The organism is Peptoclostridium litorale DSM 5388 (assembly GCF_900141635.1).
GTDB classification, from domain to species: Bacteria; Bacillota; Clostridia; order Peptostreptococcales; family Peptostreptococcaceae; genus Peptoclostridium; species Peptoclostridium litorale.
In genome coordinates this window covers 187,988-202,170 of sequence record NZ_FSRH01000001.1, presented here as the reverse complement: position 1 = coordinate 202,170, position 14,183 = coordinate 187,988, and the positions used below count along the sequence as shown (strand labels likewise).

Genomic DNA, 14,183 nt, shown 5'->3' with positions numbered 1-14,183 from the left:
CTTAAAATAAAATGGGGGAGTCATATGAATATAAAAAAAACTGTATTAGTTCTGATACTATTAATAGTCAATCTATTTATGTTATCCGGATGTGAAAATATACCTGGAGCTGTCAACGAAAAGCCGGAATCAAAGACCCAGTTTGTACTGGGGACTACCGTGACAGTCCAAATCTATGGAGATCATTCTGATGAAATATTTCAAAAGGTATTCCAAAGGCTAAGGGATATAGAAAACAAAATGACCATAAATAGCGACGGCAGCGAGGTCATGAGCATAAATGAAAATGCGGGAAAGGAATTTGTGAGGGTCTCTGATGATACGTACATTGTAATAAAAAAGGGAGTTGAATTTTCAAATATTTCAGATGGAAAGTTTGACATAAGCATAGGTCCATTTGTAAAGCTTTGGAACATAGGGACTGAAAGTGCAAGGATTCCATCTGCATATGAAATTGAGCTTAAAAGACCTCTTGTGGGCTATAAAAATGTGGAAATAGACCATTTGCAAAAAAGCATAAAGCTTAAGAAAGAGGGTATGATGCTTGACCTTGGGGGAATAGCCAAGGGATATGCGGCGGATGAGATAGTAAGCCTTCTGAGGGAGAATGGAATAGAAAGGGCCATAGTAAATATAGGGGGAAACATATTTGCCCACGGGAAAAAACTTGATGGGAGCAGTTGGAATATAGGAATACAGAATCCATTTTCTAAAAGAGGTGACTATCTGGGAATAGTAAGCATAAGTGACAAAACTGTAGTAACATCGGGAATATATGAAAGGTTTTTTGAAGAAGAGGGGATAAGGTATCACCATATACTCGATCCCGGTACGGGATATCCGGTTGACAATGAGCTTGCAGGAGTTTCAATAGTTGCAGACAAGTCTATAGATGCCGATGCGCTCTCTACTGCGGCATTCTCAAGCGGAGTGAGCGAAGGTTTGAAGCTTGTTGAAGGGTATGAAGGTGCGGATGCGGTATTTATCACAAAGGAAAATAAGATATATATTACATCAGGCATTAAGGACATATTTTCACTTACGGATGAGCAGTTTGAAATAGTCGAATAATTAAATATATATACTGCATGAAAGCTGCCTATTGAAAAGGCAGCTTTTGTGCGTTTTGAAAAAAAGAAATTGCAAGAAGAGGCTGGCTTAGGCCAGAAAATATAATGAATTAATAGATTAGTCAAATGAAAAACGCAATTTGAAGGAGTTTGAGAATAAGAGAAAGAAATTATAAAAAGATTTACAGATATCGATATGTATGGTAATATATAAATGAGAATAGTTATCGTTCTCTTGTGAAAATGTTTACTGGTTGTGCAAAGGGAGGGGATTGTTTGGAAACAAAATCATGCGGTTTAAATTGTTCAACTTGCTTTAAGAGCAGTGAGGATTTTTTTGTAAGAGCATTCGTTTCAAACTTAGGCCCTGTAATAGCAGGAGTTAAACCTATACATCTTTTTAGCATTTCCCCATCGGACAAGCTTAAGGATGAAAAGATAGAAAAGATACATCACTATTTTTCAAGATGCAGCAAAATTTCTTACGACATATTTGAATGTAGCGACAAGAGTACGAAGATACTATTTTACAATGAAAATACACTTGACTATGTTTTGAGTGATCAAAAGAATCAAAGATTTTTGAAATCACACGGATATCCGCTGAATTACACCATGGATGCATATCTGGGACATCTAATAGAAAAAATGAGAGAGTGCATAGATGCCCATGAAATGGGAATATTTTTCGGATACCCGCTTAAGGATGTAATGGGATTTATGGGAAACCCAAAACTCAAATTCACAAAGATGGCAGGGTGGAGAGTTTACGGAGATCCAAAGAAATCAGATGAGGTATTTGCGAACTTCAACAGTGCGAAACTGTGGTTTATGAAAATGCTTGAACAAAATTCCCCGAGAGAACTTCTCGTGCAAAATTCAAAATTGGTTTATAATAGCTAACCCCTTTGGCAAGTCTGCCAAGGGGTTTTTTCGGATATTTTTATTCCATATTTAATTTTTTATATACTACAAATTATTGCTAAATAATACTATAATAGACATGAGATATTTGTTTTAAATTCATGATGTATTTAGAGACAGAAGTTCGATTCTTGAACGTTTACTTCATGAGAGGAGGGGACGAGTTGTATCATAAGGATGTAGTGTTTGACTGCATGCAGACATCTTCTGTAAGCCAAAGCGAGTCTGAAAAGGAAAGGCAGATGCAGAGAATAGAGTCAAAGCTTGATGAGCTCATACAGCTGATCAAAAATATGGAGTCGAAATAGCAATTATAGTTATTTTATTTCTTATAGTTATTATTTTTTTCGATTTAGCGGGGAAAACCCCGCTTTTTTGTTATTTCCATTGTAAACGCATGCTATTGTATGCATGAGATTACTAGTAAATAAATTCTGAATATGATATAATATGACTAATAAAAAGGTACAATAGTCCTATGCACCTGGGGATGGATTAGGCGTATGGGCCGGAACTGGGCCTACATAATTATACAACTAAATAAATGGGCAAACTTGTTGAAAGGCAAGGACGCAAAGCCATGGGTCTAAGGAATTTGTTTCTATGATTGCCAGGTTGCTTAATCTAATATCTGTATAAACTGTAGTGTACTAATTAGATTAATTAGCTAGATAAATCCTATGACCATCGAGGGCTTGTATAAATGAGCTCGGCGATGGTTAATTTTTTGTAATTTTAAGGGTGAAAAGTGGAGGCTGATTAAATAAAAATGAAATATAGTTTTTTAATTAGATATTAAAAAAGCATATGAAAATATTGAGCGATATGGGAAGTGGCTATGGAAGAATACTTTGGAAAAAGCATAAGAACCAAAATGACGGCAGCAATGGTTGTCTGCGCTGTTATCACAGCACTGCTGATAAGCATTATGATGATTTTGTCGCACTACTGCTCTTTTGAAAAAGAGATAAGCGAAAAGATGGCTTTGATTTCCCAGAACTACGCCAACAAATTCGACTCCGACTTGAGATCCGTTGAACAGTCAGTGAAAGTTATGAAATACTGTCTTGACAATGGATTTGAGCCAAAACAGTTCAACGAACATCCAAATGCGTACATAGAGCAGTATGAAAGAGAAATGGATATGCTGATAAAGACAGTGGCCGACGATATAAATGCCCAGAAGGGAATAGACATAAAAAGCGGCGTTGAAGCAGTATACTTTACCATCAACCCAAAGCTCACAGGCAGAGTCCACGAGATTTGGTATGCCGATTTAGCGGGAAACGGTTTACTGCAACAGATGGATTCAGATCCAGATCCAGAGCATCCATACATAGAGAGCTTTTATCCGGAAAATGAAAATATGAGGTGGTACTATAGTCCCGTAATGGAGAGAAAAGGCGTGTGGAGTAAGCCCTACGAAGAGCCTGAAATTGATGAGACCATAATATCTTACACCGAACCTGTGTTCAAAGAAGGCATTTTGGTTGGGGTTGTAGGGATAGACATAAGCATTGACTTGATGAGAAGGTCAATCGAGGAACTGAAGGTATTCGACAACGGATATGCATTTTTGATGGATCAGGACCTTCACTTTTTGGTTCACCCTGAATTCAGTCATGAGGACAGCATAATGTCCGTATACAGCGGAAATACTACAGATCAGGTGCAAGAGGCACTGAGCGTGCCCTCGGGAACGGCAAGATATGTTCTTATGGGGGAAAATAAGATCCTTGGCTATTCCCATATGAGCAATGGGTGGATACTAGGCTGCACGGCTCCAATGAGCGAGGCGTACATGCAGCTGAAAATACACATGATGTTCATATTGCTGGCTACAATCCTGTCTGTTTTAATAATTGTCAAAATTGCATTTCGAATTTCAAAGTCCCTTTCAGAGCCCATAATAAAGATAACTAATATAATTGAAAACACAGCTGGCTTTGACTTCAAAACAAACAATACTCTGAAGGTGTTTGCCAACAGGAGCGACGAGGTCGGCGTCATGGCTAGGGAAACGTCGAAAATGAAGAAGATATTGAAGGGCACGGGGATTGGCAAGGCAGCCTCAATGCAGAAAAAATCCCTACAGAGGGTATTCCCACTGCCTGGCAAGGCCGATATGGAAGTCGTCTATGCAGCCGCGCATGCGGTCAGCGGTGACGGCTATTACTTAAAAGCCGTAGATGAAGGCCTTGTGCTGGGAGTGATATGGGATGTCAGCGGGAAAGGTGTTACAGCGGCGCTTAAAAATCTGGCGTTCAATGTCATGTATCATGAATCCACAGCAAAATGCATCAGTCCCATTGATGTGGTGCGTGATTTGAATGAAAGGCTTTGCAGGCTTGACGAAGAGACATATATTGCGGCTTGCTGCTTCAGTCTGGATTTTGAAAAAGGCGTAGCAAATGTGGCGGGCGCCGGAATAAGCCAGTTCATGCATAAAAGTGCGAAAAATAAATATGAAGAAAAAACTGTCAAAGGGCCTTTTCTGGGAATGTTTGAAAACAGCGAGTTTGACCAGCAGTCTATTCATTTTAAAAGCGGCGACAGGTTTTATTTCTTCACCGACGGAATGGAATTCATAGAAGATGACAAATGCATGGAGGAAATGCTAAATAGCTTGTCCATTGCTGAATTGAAAAGCTATATAACTGACAGTATACGCAATTGTTCAAATGGCAGTGAAGGTTTAAAGGACGACTGCACGTTTATTGCATTTGATATTAAGTGAGGTGACAAATTTAGGGTGATAGGGAAAAAATCAAATGAGTATGTGCTATATGGTCTAAGTATGTGCGCTGAAGTGATAGACAATATTATTAGTGAAATAGGCGCATTTGAAGACTATTTCGACATAAAGCTCATGCTTACAGAAGCGATGGTGAATACGTTCAATCACGGGAACAGAGGCGACAAGGACAGGCCAATACATATAGAGTACTTGTGTGACGGTGAGAGCGTGGAGTTTACAGTAAAGGATTCGAATTTTGAAGTCGAAGAGATTTCAATTCCAGACTGCCATTCAGATGAAAATCTGCTCAACGAATCTGGAAGGGGGCTTTTTTTGATAAACTGCATTGCAGATGAAATCAGTATAAGCAACAAGTGCCTGATCATGAAAAAAAAAATGAAATCTAATAGCAGTCTATAATACTTTTTTGAAAGGAATGATGATATGAAGATGAGCATTAAAACGAAATTGACGCTTATGTTTTTAGTATTTATATCTGTCCCGCTTATAGCTTTGGGGATCACTTCATACAACCTGGCAGCAAATTCCGTGCAAAGCATCAAAGAGGAAGAACTGGGCCAGATTGTCATGGATGCATCTGATTCCATAGTGGGAGAGGTGGATTCAGTAAAGGGATATATTCAGCTTTTAAGCTATAACCAGGTCCTGGCAAGGGCGGCTGCGGGGGAAAGCGGCCTAAACAATGAGGCATTTGAATACATATCAAGCGTCAGGAGAGAAAATGACGGACTGCTGGACGACATCGTAATTGTAAATTCTCTCGGAATGACTGTGATGAGCAGCAAAGACGAGAATCTGAATATAGACCTTAGCGACAGGGACTATATAAAAAGCGCCCTCGGGGGCAATGCGTCAGAAAGTGATGTCATTTTTTCGAAGATTTCGGGAAAACCTGTAATTGCAATTGCACATCCACTTGTACTTGAGGGCAGAGTCGTAGGGTCAATACATGGAACAGTCTCATTTGAAAACATATCAAGGAATATATCCGAAATAAAGATAGGAGAAAACGGATACGCATACATGCTGGATAAAAGCGGGCTGATTGTGCAGCATCCGGACTCTGAAAAGGTGCTCAGTGAGAACGTGAGTAATACAGACAATTATGAACTAAGTGCTTTAGTGGAGAAAATGAAGCAGGGGGAAATCGGAGAAGGCTTTTATACATATCAAGGTGTTAGAAAATTCGTATGCTTTCACCCTGCAGGCGAGTGGAGCGTAGCCATAGTGGCCGACTACGATGAATACATGGCGCCGGCATACAAAATCAAAAAAGATACAATTGCAATATCCATGTCATCGCTTATTGTTGCACTCTTTTTGGCCTATTTAATCACAAATAGTAGAATAATAAAGCCAATTGCCGAGCTGGAGGACCTCATGATCAAAGCGGGAAATGGAGACTTGACTGTAAGCTCAAATATAAAGACAAAGGACGAAATACAGACGTTGGGAGAGTATTTCAACAGTATGATTGAAAGCCAGTCTAAAATAATCGGCCATGTAAGAAGCGGTTCGGCTGAACTGACGGCTTCATCAGAGGAAATAGCCGCATCAGCAGAAGAGATAACTGCTTCGACCCAGCAAATTGCGGCAAACATACAGGAGGTTGCCACAAATGCGGAGAGCCAGAACAGCTCAATAGTTGAAACGTCAGAAGTGCTCGTGCAGCTTTCGAGCCTGATCCAAATAGCCCAAAGTAGGGCATTCAAGGCAAAGGATTATTCCCAGCATACAGTGGAAGCGGCTCAGGTGGGCAGGGACAAGCTGAAAACGACTGTCGAAGCCATTGAGAACATAAGCAGGGTTTCAAATGAAACGGCCAGAGCATTCAATGTGTTGGATGAAATCTCCAAGAAGGTAAGCGGCATAATAAACACAATAAATAATATATCAAACCAGACGAACCTGCTGGCGCTGAATGCAGCCATTGAGGCGGCAAGGGCAGGGGAGCACGGAAGGGGATTTACAGTAGTTGCGGACGAAGTAAGGCAGCTTTCGGAGCAGACTAGTGTCGAGGCAAATGAAATATCTTCACTGGTAAGCGAAATGGTAGTGCAGATAGACAGGGCATCAAGGTCTATGGGTGACAGTGAAAAGGCGGTTACAAACGGAGTGGTTGTTGCAAGGGAAACTGACGAGTCTTTCATTAAGATCATAGATGCGGTTGAAAATATAGCAGAAGGCATAGACCAAATAGTAGATGTCACGAATAACGAGGTTGCAAGCTCGGAGCAGATAATACAGCTTATCGACGCTGTTGCAACTATCACTGAGACTACAATGGGAAACAGCCAGCAGGTAGCTTTGGCTTCAGAAGAGCAGTCTTCAATAATACAAAATTTTGCTGCGGCTTCAGAAGAGACAAGCGCCATGGCGAATGAACTCAACAGTCTTGTAAAAAAATTTATTGTTCGAGGTGATAACTAATGGCAGAGTTAAAAATTAATGTCCCTGAGAACTTTTCAGTGGAAGAGGCGGATGCGTTCAGACAGGAGATAAATGGCATGTTTGATGGAGGGGAAAAGCAGTTTTTATTCGATTTCAGCAGGTGCGTGTTTATCGACAGCACAGGTCTTGGAGTGCTTGTTGGAATTCATAAGAAGTGTGTTAAGCTGGGGGGAACATTGAAATTGAAATCCATAAGTTCGCAGGTTATGAGGGTATTCGAGCTTACAAGGCTGGACAAGGTGTTTGACATTCAGGCATAGGTGACAAGAGGCGGTATCAAAATCATGCAGAAAGAGAAGTATGGTCGTTATTATGTATCGGGGGATACAAATGAATTTTAAAATATATTGAGAATAGAGGGTGGCGAACACTTTGAAATACAAGGGGAGAATATGCTTGGCACTGGTATTCCTGATTATGGAATCGATATTTCTTATTTACTACTATAATAAATTTGGATATATAGATACGATTGAAAAGATGCTGCTGCCTATCTTAATTGCGCTTGTTTGGTTCTTAGGCAAAAACTATGACGAACTACAGTTTTACTCACAAAAAGCAAGTGAAAATGAAAAGGAGCTTCAACAAATATTCGATAATATAGATGTCGCACTGTGGTCATTTGATGTTGATGAAAATGTTGCGATGGTGTCGGCTGGAATTGAAAAAATATTTGGAGTGCCTCGACAAAAATTTCGGGAAAACCCACGGTACTGGAGGAGCCTGGTCCACCCAAAAGACAAGCTCTTAATCGAAGAAAAGCTTGGACAATTGTATTCGGGAAAATCGGTGACCACAGTATACCGCATAATAAAAGGAGATGGCGAAGTTTGCTGGATAAAGGATAGAAGCACTCCAAACATGGATTCTTGTGGCAATGTTATTAAAATAAACGGAGTGTTGTCTGATATTACTGATTTAAAAAGTTCTGAGGAAAAAAATGAATATCTGGCCTATTATGATGTCTTGACGAGCCTGCCCAACAGAAACATGTTATATGACAAGTTTAATGAGATTTTGGCTGGTTATGGAGATAGTGATCAAAACATAAGCGTGATTTTTTTTGACTTGGACTTTTTTAAGATGATAAATGATACTATGGGTCATTCAACTGGAGACGTTGTATTGCAGAATGTCTCGAGAAAATTGAATAGATGTTTGTGTGAATATGGCTTTCTTTCCAGGTATGGTGGCGATGAATTTATTATCATGCTGAAAGATGTTGGGAGGGAAAGAGCGTCAAAAATCGCCGAATGTATTCTCGAAGAAATGTCTCACCCGGTCAAAGTAGAGGATTGTGAGATTTTCCTGTCGGCCAGCATAGGGATAAGCGTATACCCTATGCATGGAAGTGACATAGACACGTTGGTCAAATGTGCCGATACAGCCATGCATTTTGCAAAAGAAAGGGGAAGGAACCATTATCAGCTGTATACTCCGGATCAAGGCAAAAGGGTCGGGAAAAAGATGATGCTGGCAAATGGATTAAGGACAGCACTGGCGAACGATGAATTTTTCTTACAATATCAGCCGCAATTCAACTTGGAGACTAGTGAAATTGTAGGAGTTGAAGCGCTAATCCGCTGGAGACATCCTGAGTTCGGGCTCATATCCCCGGCAGAATTTATTCCCGTAGCAGAAGAAACAGGCATTATTGTAGATATTGGCAAATGGGTTTTGAAGACAGCGTGCAAGCAAAACAAGGAATGGCAGGAAGCGGGACTGCCTAATGTCAACATGGCTGTAAATGTCTCAGTAAAGCAATTCCAGCACAGGGACTTTATAAAAGGGATAAAAAAGGTGCTTACGGAGACCAGGCTGGATTCACGGTATCTTGAACTGGAAATGACTGAAAGCATAATGCAAAACAGTGAGTATTTACATGGGGTGTTAAGCGAACTGAGGGAAATGGGAGTAAAATTGTCCATGGATGATTTTGGCACAGGTTATTCGTCTTTAAGTCTACTAAGATATCTGCCTATAGACAATTTAAAAATCGACAAGTCTTTCATTGACGGAATACAGGTTGATGAAAATGCAGTTTCAATTATAAAGACAATTATAGATATGGGAATGAATTTAAATATGAACATAATAGCTGAAGGTGTGGAAAACAAAGAGCAGGCAATATTTTTGAAGAAAAACAATTGCAATTTGGCACAGGGATATCTTTTCAGCAAGCCTCTGCCGGCTGGGAAAATAAGGCGGATATTAGAAGGCAGGGTTGTAGGGAATCATAAGGTAATATAGTCTATGTTTAATAATGGCTAATTGTGGCAACTGAAAATTGGCAAAAAATAGTGCTTTGAAATGCAAAATGGGTATCTAGATATTAATTAGATGGACGTAACGTATGCTTTAAAATTCATTTTGAAAGGGTGATATCCATGAAAAAGAGATTGTCGGCAGCTATTTTTTCGATGTTTTTAGGAATTGCACTTCTGGTAGGTTGTACAGCTCAAGAACAGCCTGAGCAGCCGCAAGAAGAGGTGCAGGATGAGGGCCAAAAACAGGCGGATGAAGATTTGGAAGAATCAATGGAAGTCACATTGCAGGAGCTTTCCCAGTATAACGGCAAGGAAGGAAATCCGGCATATATCGCAGTTGACGGAGTCGTATACGACGTTACAGACCATCCTGGCTGGAAAGATGGAATGCACAGCGGCGTATCGGCAGGGCAGGACATAACCCAGCAGCTTAAGGAAGCGCCTCATGGCGATTCAAAGCTCGAAGGGCTCAAGGTAGTGGGCAGGATTGCTGAGTAGATATGACGTCTTAAGGCTTTTGGGATGGGTGAATGTCAGCCTTTTGACCATACAGATTGCGATGTATGCTATCAGGCGGTTAAACAGGTATTTTTTCAAAAACAAGAGTGAGACACTTAAAAAAGCTGCGAAGCTGCTCAAGAAAGTGCACCCATATTCAGGAAGACTGCTTCTAATAACGGGCATTGTGCACGGATATGCCATGGCTGGCGGGATAAGACTTCATTCAGGCTATATTGCATGGACATTTATACTTATGACTGCATTTTGGGGCTGGGCAGGTCCGAGGTACAATATAAAAAACTGGTTAAAATTCCACAGGGCACTGGCCATTATACTTGTCGCAGCCGCCGCGTTTCACGTGCTTAAAATGAAAGCGGGACTTTTTAGGTGAGCGGAAGGCATATTTTCCAATGCATATTCAAAGTGTTGCAAATTCACATTGGAAATACTAATGAAAAATCCCCTCGGAGAATTTATAATCCGAGGGGATTTTATTTTACGTTTAACAGTTTTAAACATGTCCTCTAACAGCAAGAGCCAGAATTATCGCCACCGGCGAAAATGCTTTTAAGCACAGCATAAGCTCAGCCGACTCCTACGTTTACGGATATGGCATCCACGGGACAGTTCATTGAACATGCACCGCATTCGATGCAGCTGTCAGTGGATTTTATAACAGCCTTGCCGTGAATGACCTCGAATACTCCGTGAGGACACACGATATCGCACATACCGCAGCCTATGCATTTTCCTTCATCCAGTCTTAATGTAACAACGTCTTTAATATATTTCATTATAACACCCCGCTAAACAAGTCTTTCTATGAAAAGGCACATTATGCCTGTTATAAAGCATATAGCAAATACAGGGGCGCTCCAGAGAGTCTCCTTTTGAACCCCCGAAAGAGAAGTGAAATTCGTGGATCCCGTGAAATTAAGGGAAAAAAAACCTATAACACAGGTCATGCACATGAAATGCCCTATATTTGAAAGCATGGAACCTGAGTACATGAATGCGCCGGGAAAGCTCAAAGCCGCTGCCGAATACAGGCTTCCAAGCACGCCGCCTTTTGCAGAAAAGCTCCGAAACGGAAGCACGGGCAAAAGAGCGGGAAAGAGTATGCAGGCGGTAAGAATCGCAAATACGTAGGCGGATGTATTCAGCCATACATTATTAATGTATTCAGTCAGCCCCAAAGTAGAATTGTCTACATAGTTGAGCAATGTGAACATGAACAAAAAGGCAAGCATGTATTTTGCTGAAAGCATGACCTCCACAGGAGAGAGTATCATCCTTTCAGAAAGTGAGAAGGTAACCCTCCTCATACCGGCGGATGCTTTGAATTCGTTTTCAAAAAAGCTCTTTATGTCACCTGCCCTGACTGGGCCGTATATTGTTTTAAACCTTGTATATTTGGATATTTTTTGTGGATTGACTCCAGGGGCTCCAAGCTGAGGGAGCACGAGAAGCTTGGATTTTGAAATTTTGTAAAGCCCTGTGGCTTTTATTCGGTATATGATCTCATCGCTTCCAAAAGAGCCTTTTCCGGCAGCGCACCATACATTTACGCCACTTGTGTTTATTACAAGCAGCCAGGAGTCAATTCCCCCGATATTACTTCTCACCGTATCGACTGTAAGCTTGTAGTTTGCAGTGACTAAAGCAGGTGAGTTTTCGTCGGGGTTTCCAATGGCATAAAGTCCGGGGGGGAACTTGTAGCTTTTTCTGTTTATGCCAAGCCGCACAAGGAGGCTTCCCAAGCGGTCCTTTGAGGATAGAATAGTTCTAAGCCTTTTTACAGGACCTTCACAGGTGCTGACCTCGCCATCGAACATGTTGGCATATTCACTTTCATCAAAGACATCCAAGCACTGCAGAGGGGGCATGTACCTGTATTTTCGATCCAAACTGGATTGATTTGGGTCGACAACTCAGCAGGATTTGTCATTATATATTTCTGCCAATTAAATCATCTCCTGGGTTATTTTATATTAGTTCTTGCTAAGAATAAGGATGAAATTTTTATCAATTTACTCACATTATACCAGAAAACACAGCGTATATGAACATGTGATTATATTGTACGTGCGATAATTTTATCAATGTCTTACACATTGGAAACGCTGCAAAAAGCAGTGTATGAAAAAAAAGCACATGTGTGATATAATGAAAAAATCAGAAAAATGAATAATGAAAATCATTTTTATTCATTCTAAAATTGTAAAGAGGTGCATTTGATGATACTTATGATAGACAATTATGATTCTTTCACTTACAATCTGGTACAGTATCTCGGCCAGCTTGGCGAAAGCGTCGTTGTAAAGAGGAATGACTGTATTGAAATATCTGAAATTGAAAAAATGAATCCGGATATGATTGTTATATCACCGGGACCGCGCACGCCTAAAGAGGCCGGCATAAGCATTGAGGCTGTAAAAAGGTTCAAGGGGGTTATACCCATACTTGGGATATGCCTTGGGCACCAGACAATAGGAACGGTATTTGGAGCAAATATAGTAAAGGCGATAGAACCTGTACACGGCAAGGTTCATCCTGTGAACCACATTGACAAGGGAGTGTTCGAAGGGCTTAAAAACCCTGTAGACGTTACGAGATACCACTCTCTTATAGTGGAGAGGGAGAGCATACCGGACTGCCTTGAAATCACAGCTTGGACGAATGAGGGGGAAGTCATGGGATTTTTGCACAGGGAATACCTTTTGGAGGGAGTCCAGTTCCACCCTGAGGCAATACTAACTCAGCACGGCATGGACATGCTTAAGAATTTCCTGCTGAGGGCAAAAAAGCACAAGGAGGGTAAAGCCTAATGATCATAAAGAAGATATACACCAGCCTTTCGAGTTTTGAGATTTTTTCGCTCTTCAGGGAGAGGAAATATTGTTTTTTTCTTGACAGCGCAATGGATCCTCTAAAGCTTGGAAGGTATTCATTTATAGGATTTGACCCTGAGATAACATTCAAGAGCAAGGACGGAAATGTCGAGATAGAGGAAAATGGAATTGTAAAAACTTATGAGGCAAATCCATTTGACGAACTCAAAAGGCTTATGAAGCTATATGAATCGAATTGTGACTGCGTCCTCCCGTTCATAGGCGGGGCCGTAGGGTATTTGGGATATGACATGTGCCACCATGTTGAAGATCTTCCAAGGACGGCTGTTGACGATGTGCACATACCGGACTGCTTTTTTGGAATATACGACGGGGTGATTGCAATAGACCATCTTAATAAAGAGGTGTATGCTGCGTCTCCGGGACTGTTTTCAGATGCTAAGGCATGGGTGGAAGCGGCCGAAGAGGTTATAAAAAATGGAAAGCCAGAGCTGCCACATTTTGAGATGAACAATGCCGGTGAAAAAGTAAAGCTACAGTCAAACTTTGAAAAGGAAGACTATAAAGAGGCCATAAACAAGATAAAGGACTATATAAGGTCGGGAGACATATACCAGGCCAACATGACACAAAGATTCGAGTGTGAAACAAAATACTCTCCGTACGAGCTGTATTTCAGGCTCAGAACCATAAACCCCGCACCCTTTGCGTGCTATATGGATTTTGGAAGCGGCCACATAGTGAGCAGCTCTCCTGAAAGATTCATTCAAATCAGAGACGGCAGGGTCGAGACGAGGCCAATAAAGGGCACAAGGCCAAGGGGAAATACTCCTGCTGAGGACGAGGCGAACAAAAATGAGCTTTTGGGAAGCGAAAAGGACAAGTCTGAGCTTCTCATGATAGTGGATCTTGAAAGGAACGATCTTGGAAGGGTGTGCAAAACTGGAAGCGTGAAGGTAACTGAGCTTTTCCACCTTGAAGAGTATCCAACAGTATACCATTTGGTATCCACTGTTGTAGGGGAGCTCGACGGAGATGTTCACACGGTGGACTGCATAAAGGCGGCATTTCCGGGAGGGTCCATCACCGGAGCACCCAAAATAAGGTCGATGCAGGTAATAGACGAGCTGGAGCCTACCCAAAGGAACATATACACGGGATCTATAGGTTATATAGGATTCAATGGAGACGCAGATCTTAACATAGTCATAAGGACAATAGTCCAAAAGGGCGACAGGGCGTTTTTCCAGGTTGGCGGAGGAATAGTATGGGATTCTGATGCGCAGATGGAATACGAGGAGACCCTTCACAAGGCAAGGGCACTCATAAACGCACTTGACGCGCAGGTCTAGGTCTAGGT

14 protein-coding genes and 1 riboswitch are annotated in these 14,183 nt (G+C 41.2%); of the genes, 12 read left to right on the top strand and 2 right to left on the bottom strand.

Going from position 1 to position 14,183, the window contains the following annotated elements:
* The first annotated feature begins 24 nt into the window (after positions 1–24).
* The 10 genes from BUQ87_RS00880 (at position 25) to BUQ87_RS00840 (ending at position 10,362) form a co-directional block, all read left to right on the top strand.
* Positions 25–1,071, top strand: coding sequence for an FAD:protein FMN transferase (locus tag BUQ87_RS00880; RefSeq protein WP_038261070.1), 1,047 nt, complete (start codon positions 25–27; stop codon positions 1,069–1,071).
* Between the two features lie 275 nt (positions 1,072–1,346).
* Positions 1,347–1,973, top strand: coding sequence for a DUF3793 family protein (locus BUQ87_RS00875; protein ID WP_052635847.1), 627 nt, complete (start codon positions 1,347–1,349; stop codon positions 1,971–1,973).
* 185 nt (positions 1,974–2,158) lie between these two features.
* Positions 2,159–2,302 (top strand): hypothetical protein, encoded by a 144-nt coding sequence (locus tag BUQ87_RS15090; RefSeq protein WP_159434244.1) that lies wholly within the window; start codon positions 2,159–2,161, stop codon positions 2,300–2,302.
* A 229-nt stretch (positions 2,303–2,531) separates the two neighbouring features.
* Positions 2,532–2,617, top strand: a riboswitch (cyclic di-GMP riboswitch).
* 215 nt (positions 2,618–2,832) lie between these two features.
* Entirely contained in the window at positions 2,833–4,731 is a 1,899-nt protein-coding gene (locus BUQ87_RS00870; RefSeq protein WP_052635848.1) for a SpoIIE family protein phosphatase, read from the top strand.
* 60 nt (positions 4,732–4,791) lie between these two features.
* Entirely contained in the window at positions 4,792–5,151 is a 360-nt protein-coding gene (locus BUQ87_RS00865) for an ATP-binding protein (RefSeq protein WP_074210011.1), read from the top strand.
* Between the two features lie 57 nt (positions 5,152–5,208).
* Positions 5,209–7,182 carry a methyl-accepting chemotaxis protein gene (locus BUQ87_RS00860; RefSeq protein WP_242943750.1) on the top strand — a complete coding sequence of 658 codons (1,974 nt, stop codon included), beginning with the start codon at positions 5,209–5,211 and terminating at the stop codon, positions 7,180–7,182.
* Positions 7,182–7,463 carry an STAS domain-containing protein gene (locus tag BUQ87_RS00855; protein WP_038261072.1) on the top strand — a complete coding sequence of 94 codons (282 nt, stop codon included), beginning with the start codon at positions 7,182–7,184 and terminating at the stop codon, positions 7,461–7,463. The genes BUQ87_RS00860 and BUQ87_RS00855 overlap by 1 nt, the downstream gene beginning before the upstream one ends.
* A 157-nt stretch (positions 7,464–7,620) precedes the next feature.
* Positions 7,621–9,453: a putative bifunctional diguanylate cyclase/phosphodiesterase gene (locus BUQ87_RS00850; RefSeq protein WP_077216440.1), complete on the top strand. Its 1,833-nt coding sequence runs from the start codon at positions 7,621–7,623 to the stop codon at positions 9,451–9,453.
* Positions 9,454–9,590: 137 nt separating this feature from the next.
* Entirely contained in the window at positions 9,591–9,968 is a 378-nt protein-coding gene (locus tag BUQ87_RS15490) for a cytochrome b5 domain-containing protein (RefSeq protein WP_242943749.1), read from the top strand.
* The gene (locus BUQ87_RS00840; protein WP_038261073.1) at positions 9,958–10,362 is read left to right on the top strand and encodes a hypothetical protein; all 405 of its coding nucleotides are present in this window, start codon (positions 9,958–9,960) and stop codon (positions 10,360–10,362) included. The genes BUQ87_RS15490 and BUQ87_RS00840 overlap by 11 nt, the downstream gene beginning before the upstream one ends.
* 193 nt (positions 10,363–10,555) lie before the next feature.
* Here BUQ87_RS00840 and BUQ87_RS00835 read toward each other — a convergent pair whose 3' ends face one another.
* Both BUQ87_RS00835 and hgcA read right to left on the bottom strand, forming a co-directional pair.
* A complete protein-coding gene (locus BUQ87_RS00835; RefSeq protein WP_038261074.1) occupies positions 10,556–10,765 on the bottom strand; it encodes a 4Fe-4S binding protein in 210 nt (69 codons plus the stop codon).
* 12 nt (positions 10,766–10,777) lie between these two features.
* Positions 10,778–11,935, bottom strand: coding sequence for a mercury methylation corrinoid protein HgcA (gene hgcA, locus BUQ87_RS00830; RefSeq protein ID WP_252989044.1), 1,158 nt, complete (start codon positions 11,933–11,935; stop codon positions 10,778–10,780).
* Positions 11,936–12,208: 273 nt separating this feature from the next.
* Here hgcA and BUQ87_RS00825 point away from each other — a divergent pair, with 273 nt between their 5' ends.
* Positions 12,209–12,799 carry an anthranilate synthase component II gene (locus BUQ87_RS00825; RefSeq protein ID WP_038261075.1) on the top strand — a complete coding sequence of 197 codons (591 nt, stop codon included), beginning with the start codon at positions 12,209–12,211 and terminating at the stop codon, positions 12,797–12,799.
* Between the two features lie 2 nt (positions 12,800–12,801).
* Complete coding sequence (pabB, locus tag BUQ87_RS00820; protein ID WP_408635086.1) at positions 12,802–14,175, top strand: aminodeoxychorismate synthase component I; 1,374 nt, start codon at positions 12,802–12,804, stop codon at positions 14,173–14,175.
* Positions 14,176–14,183: the final 8 nt, after the last annotated feature.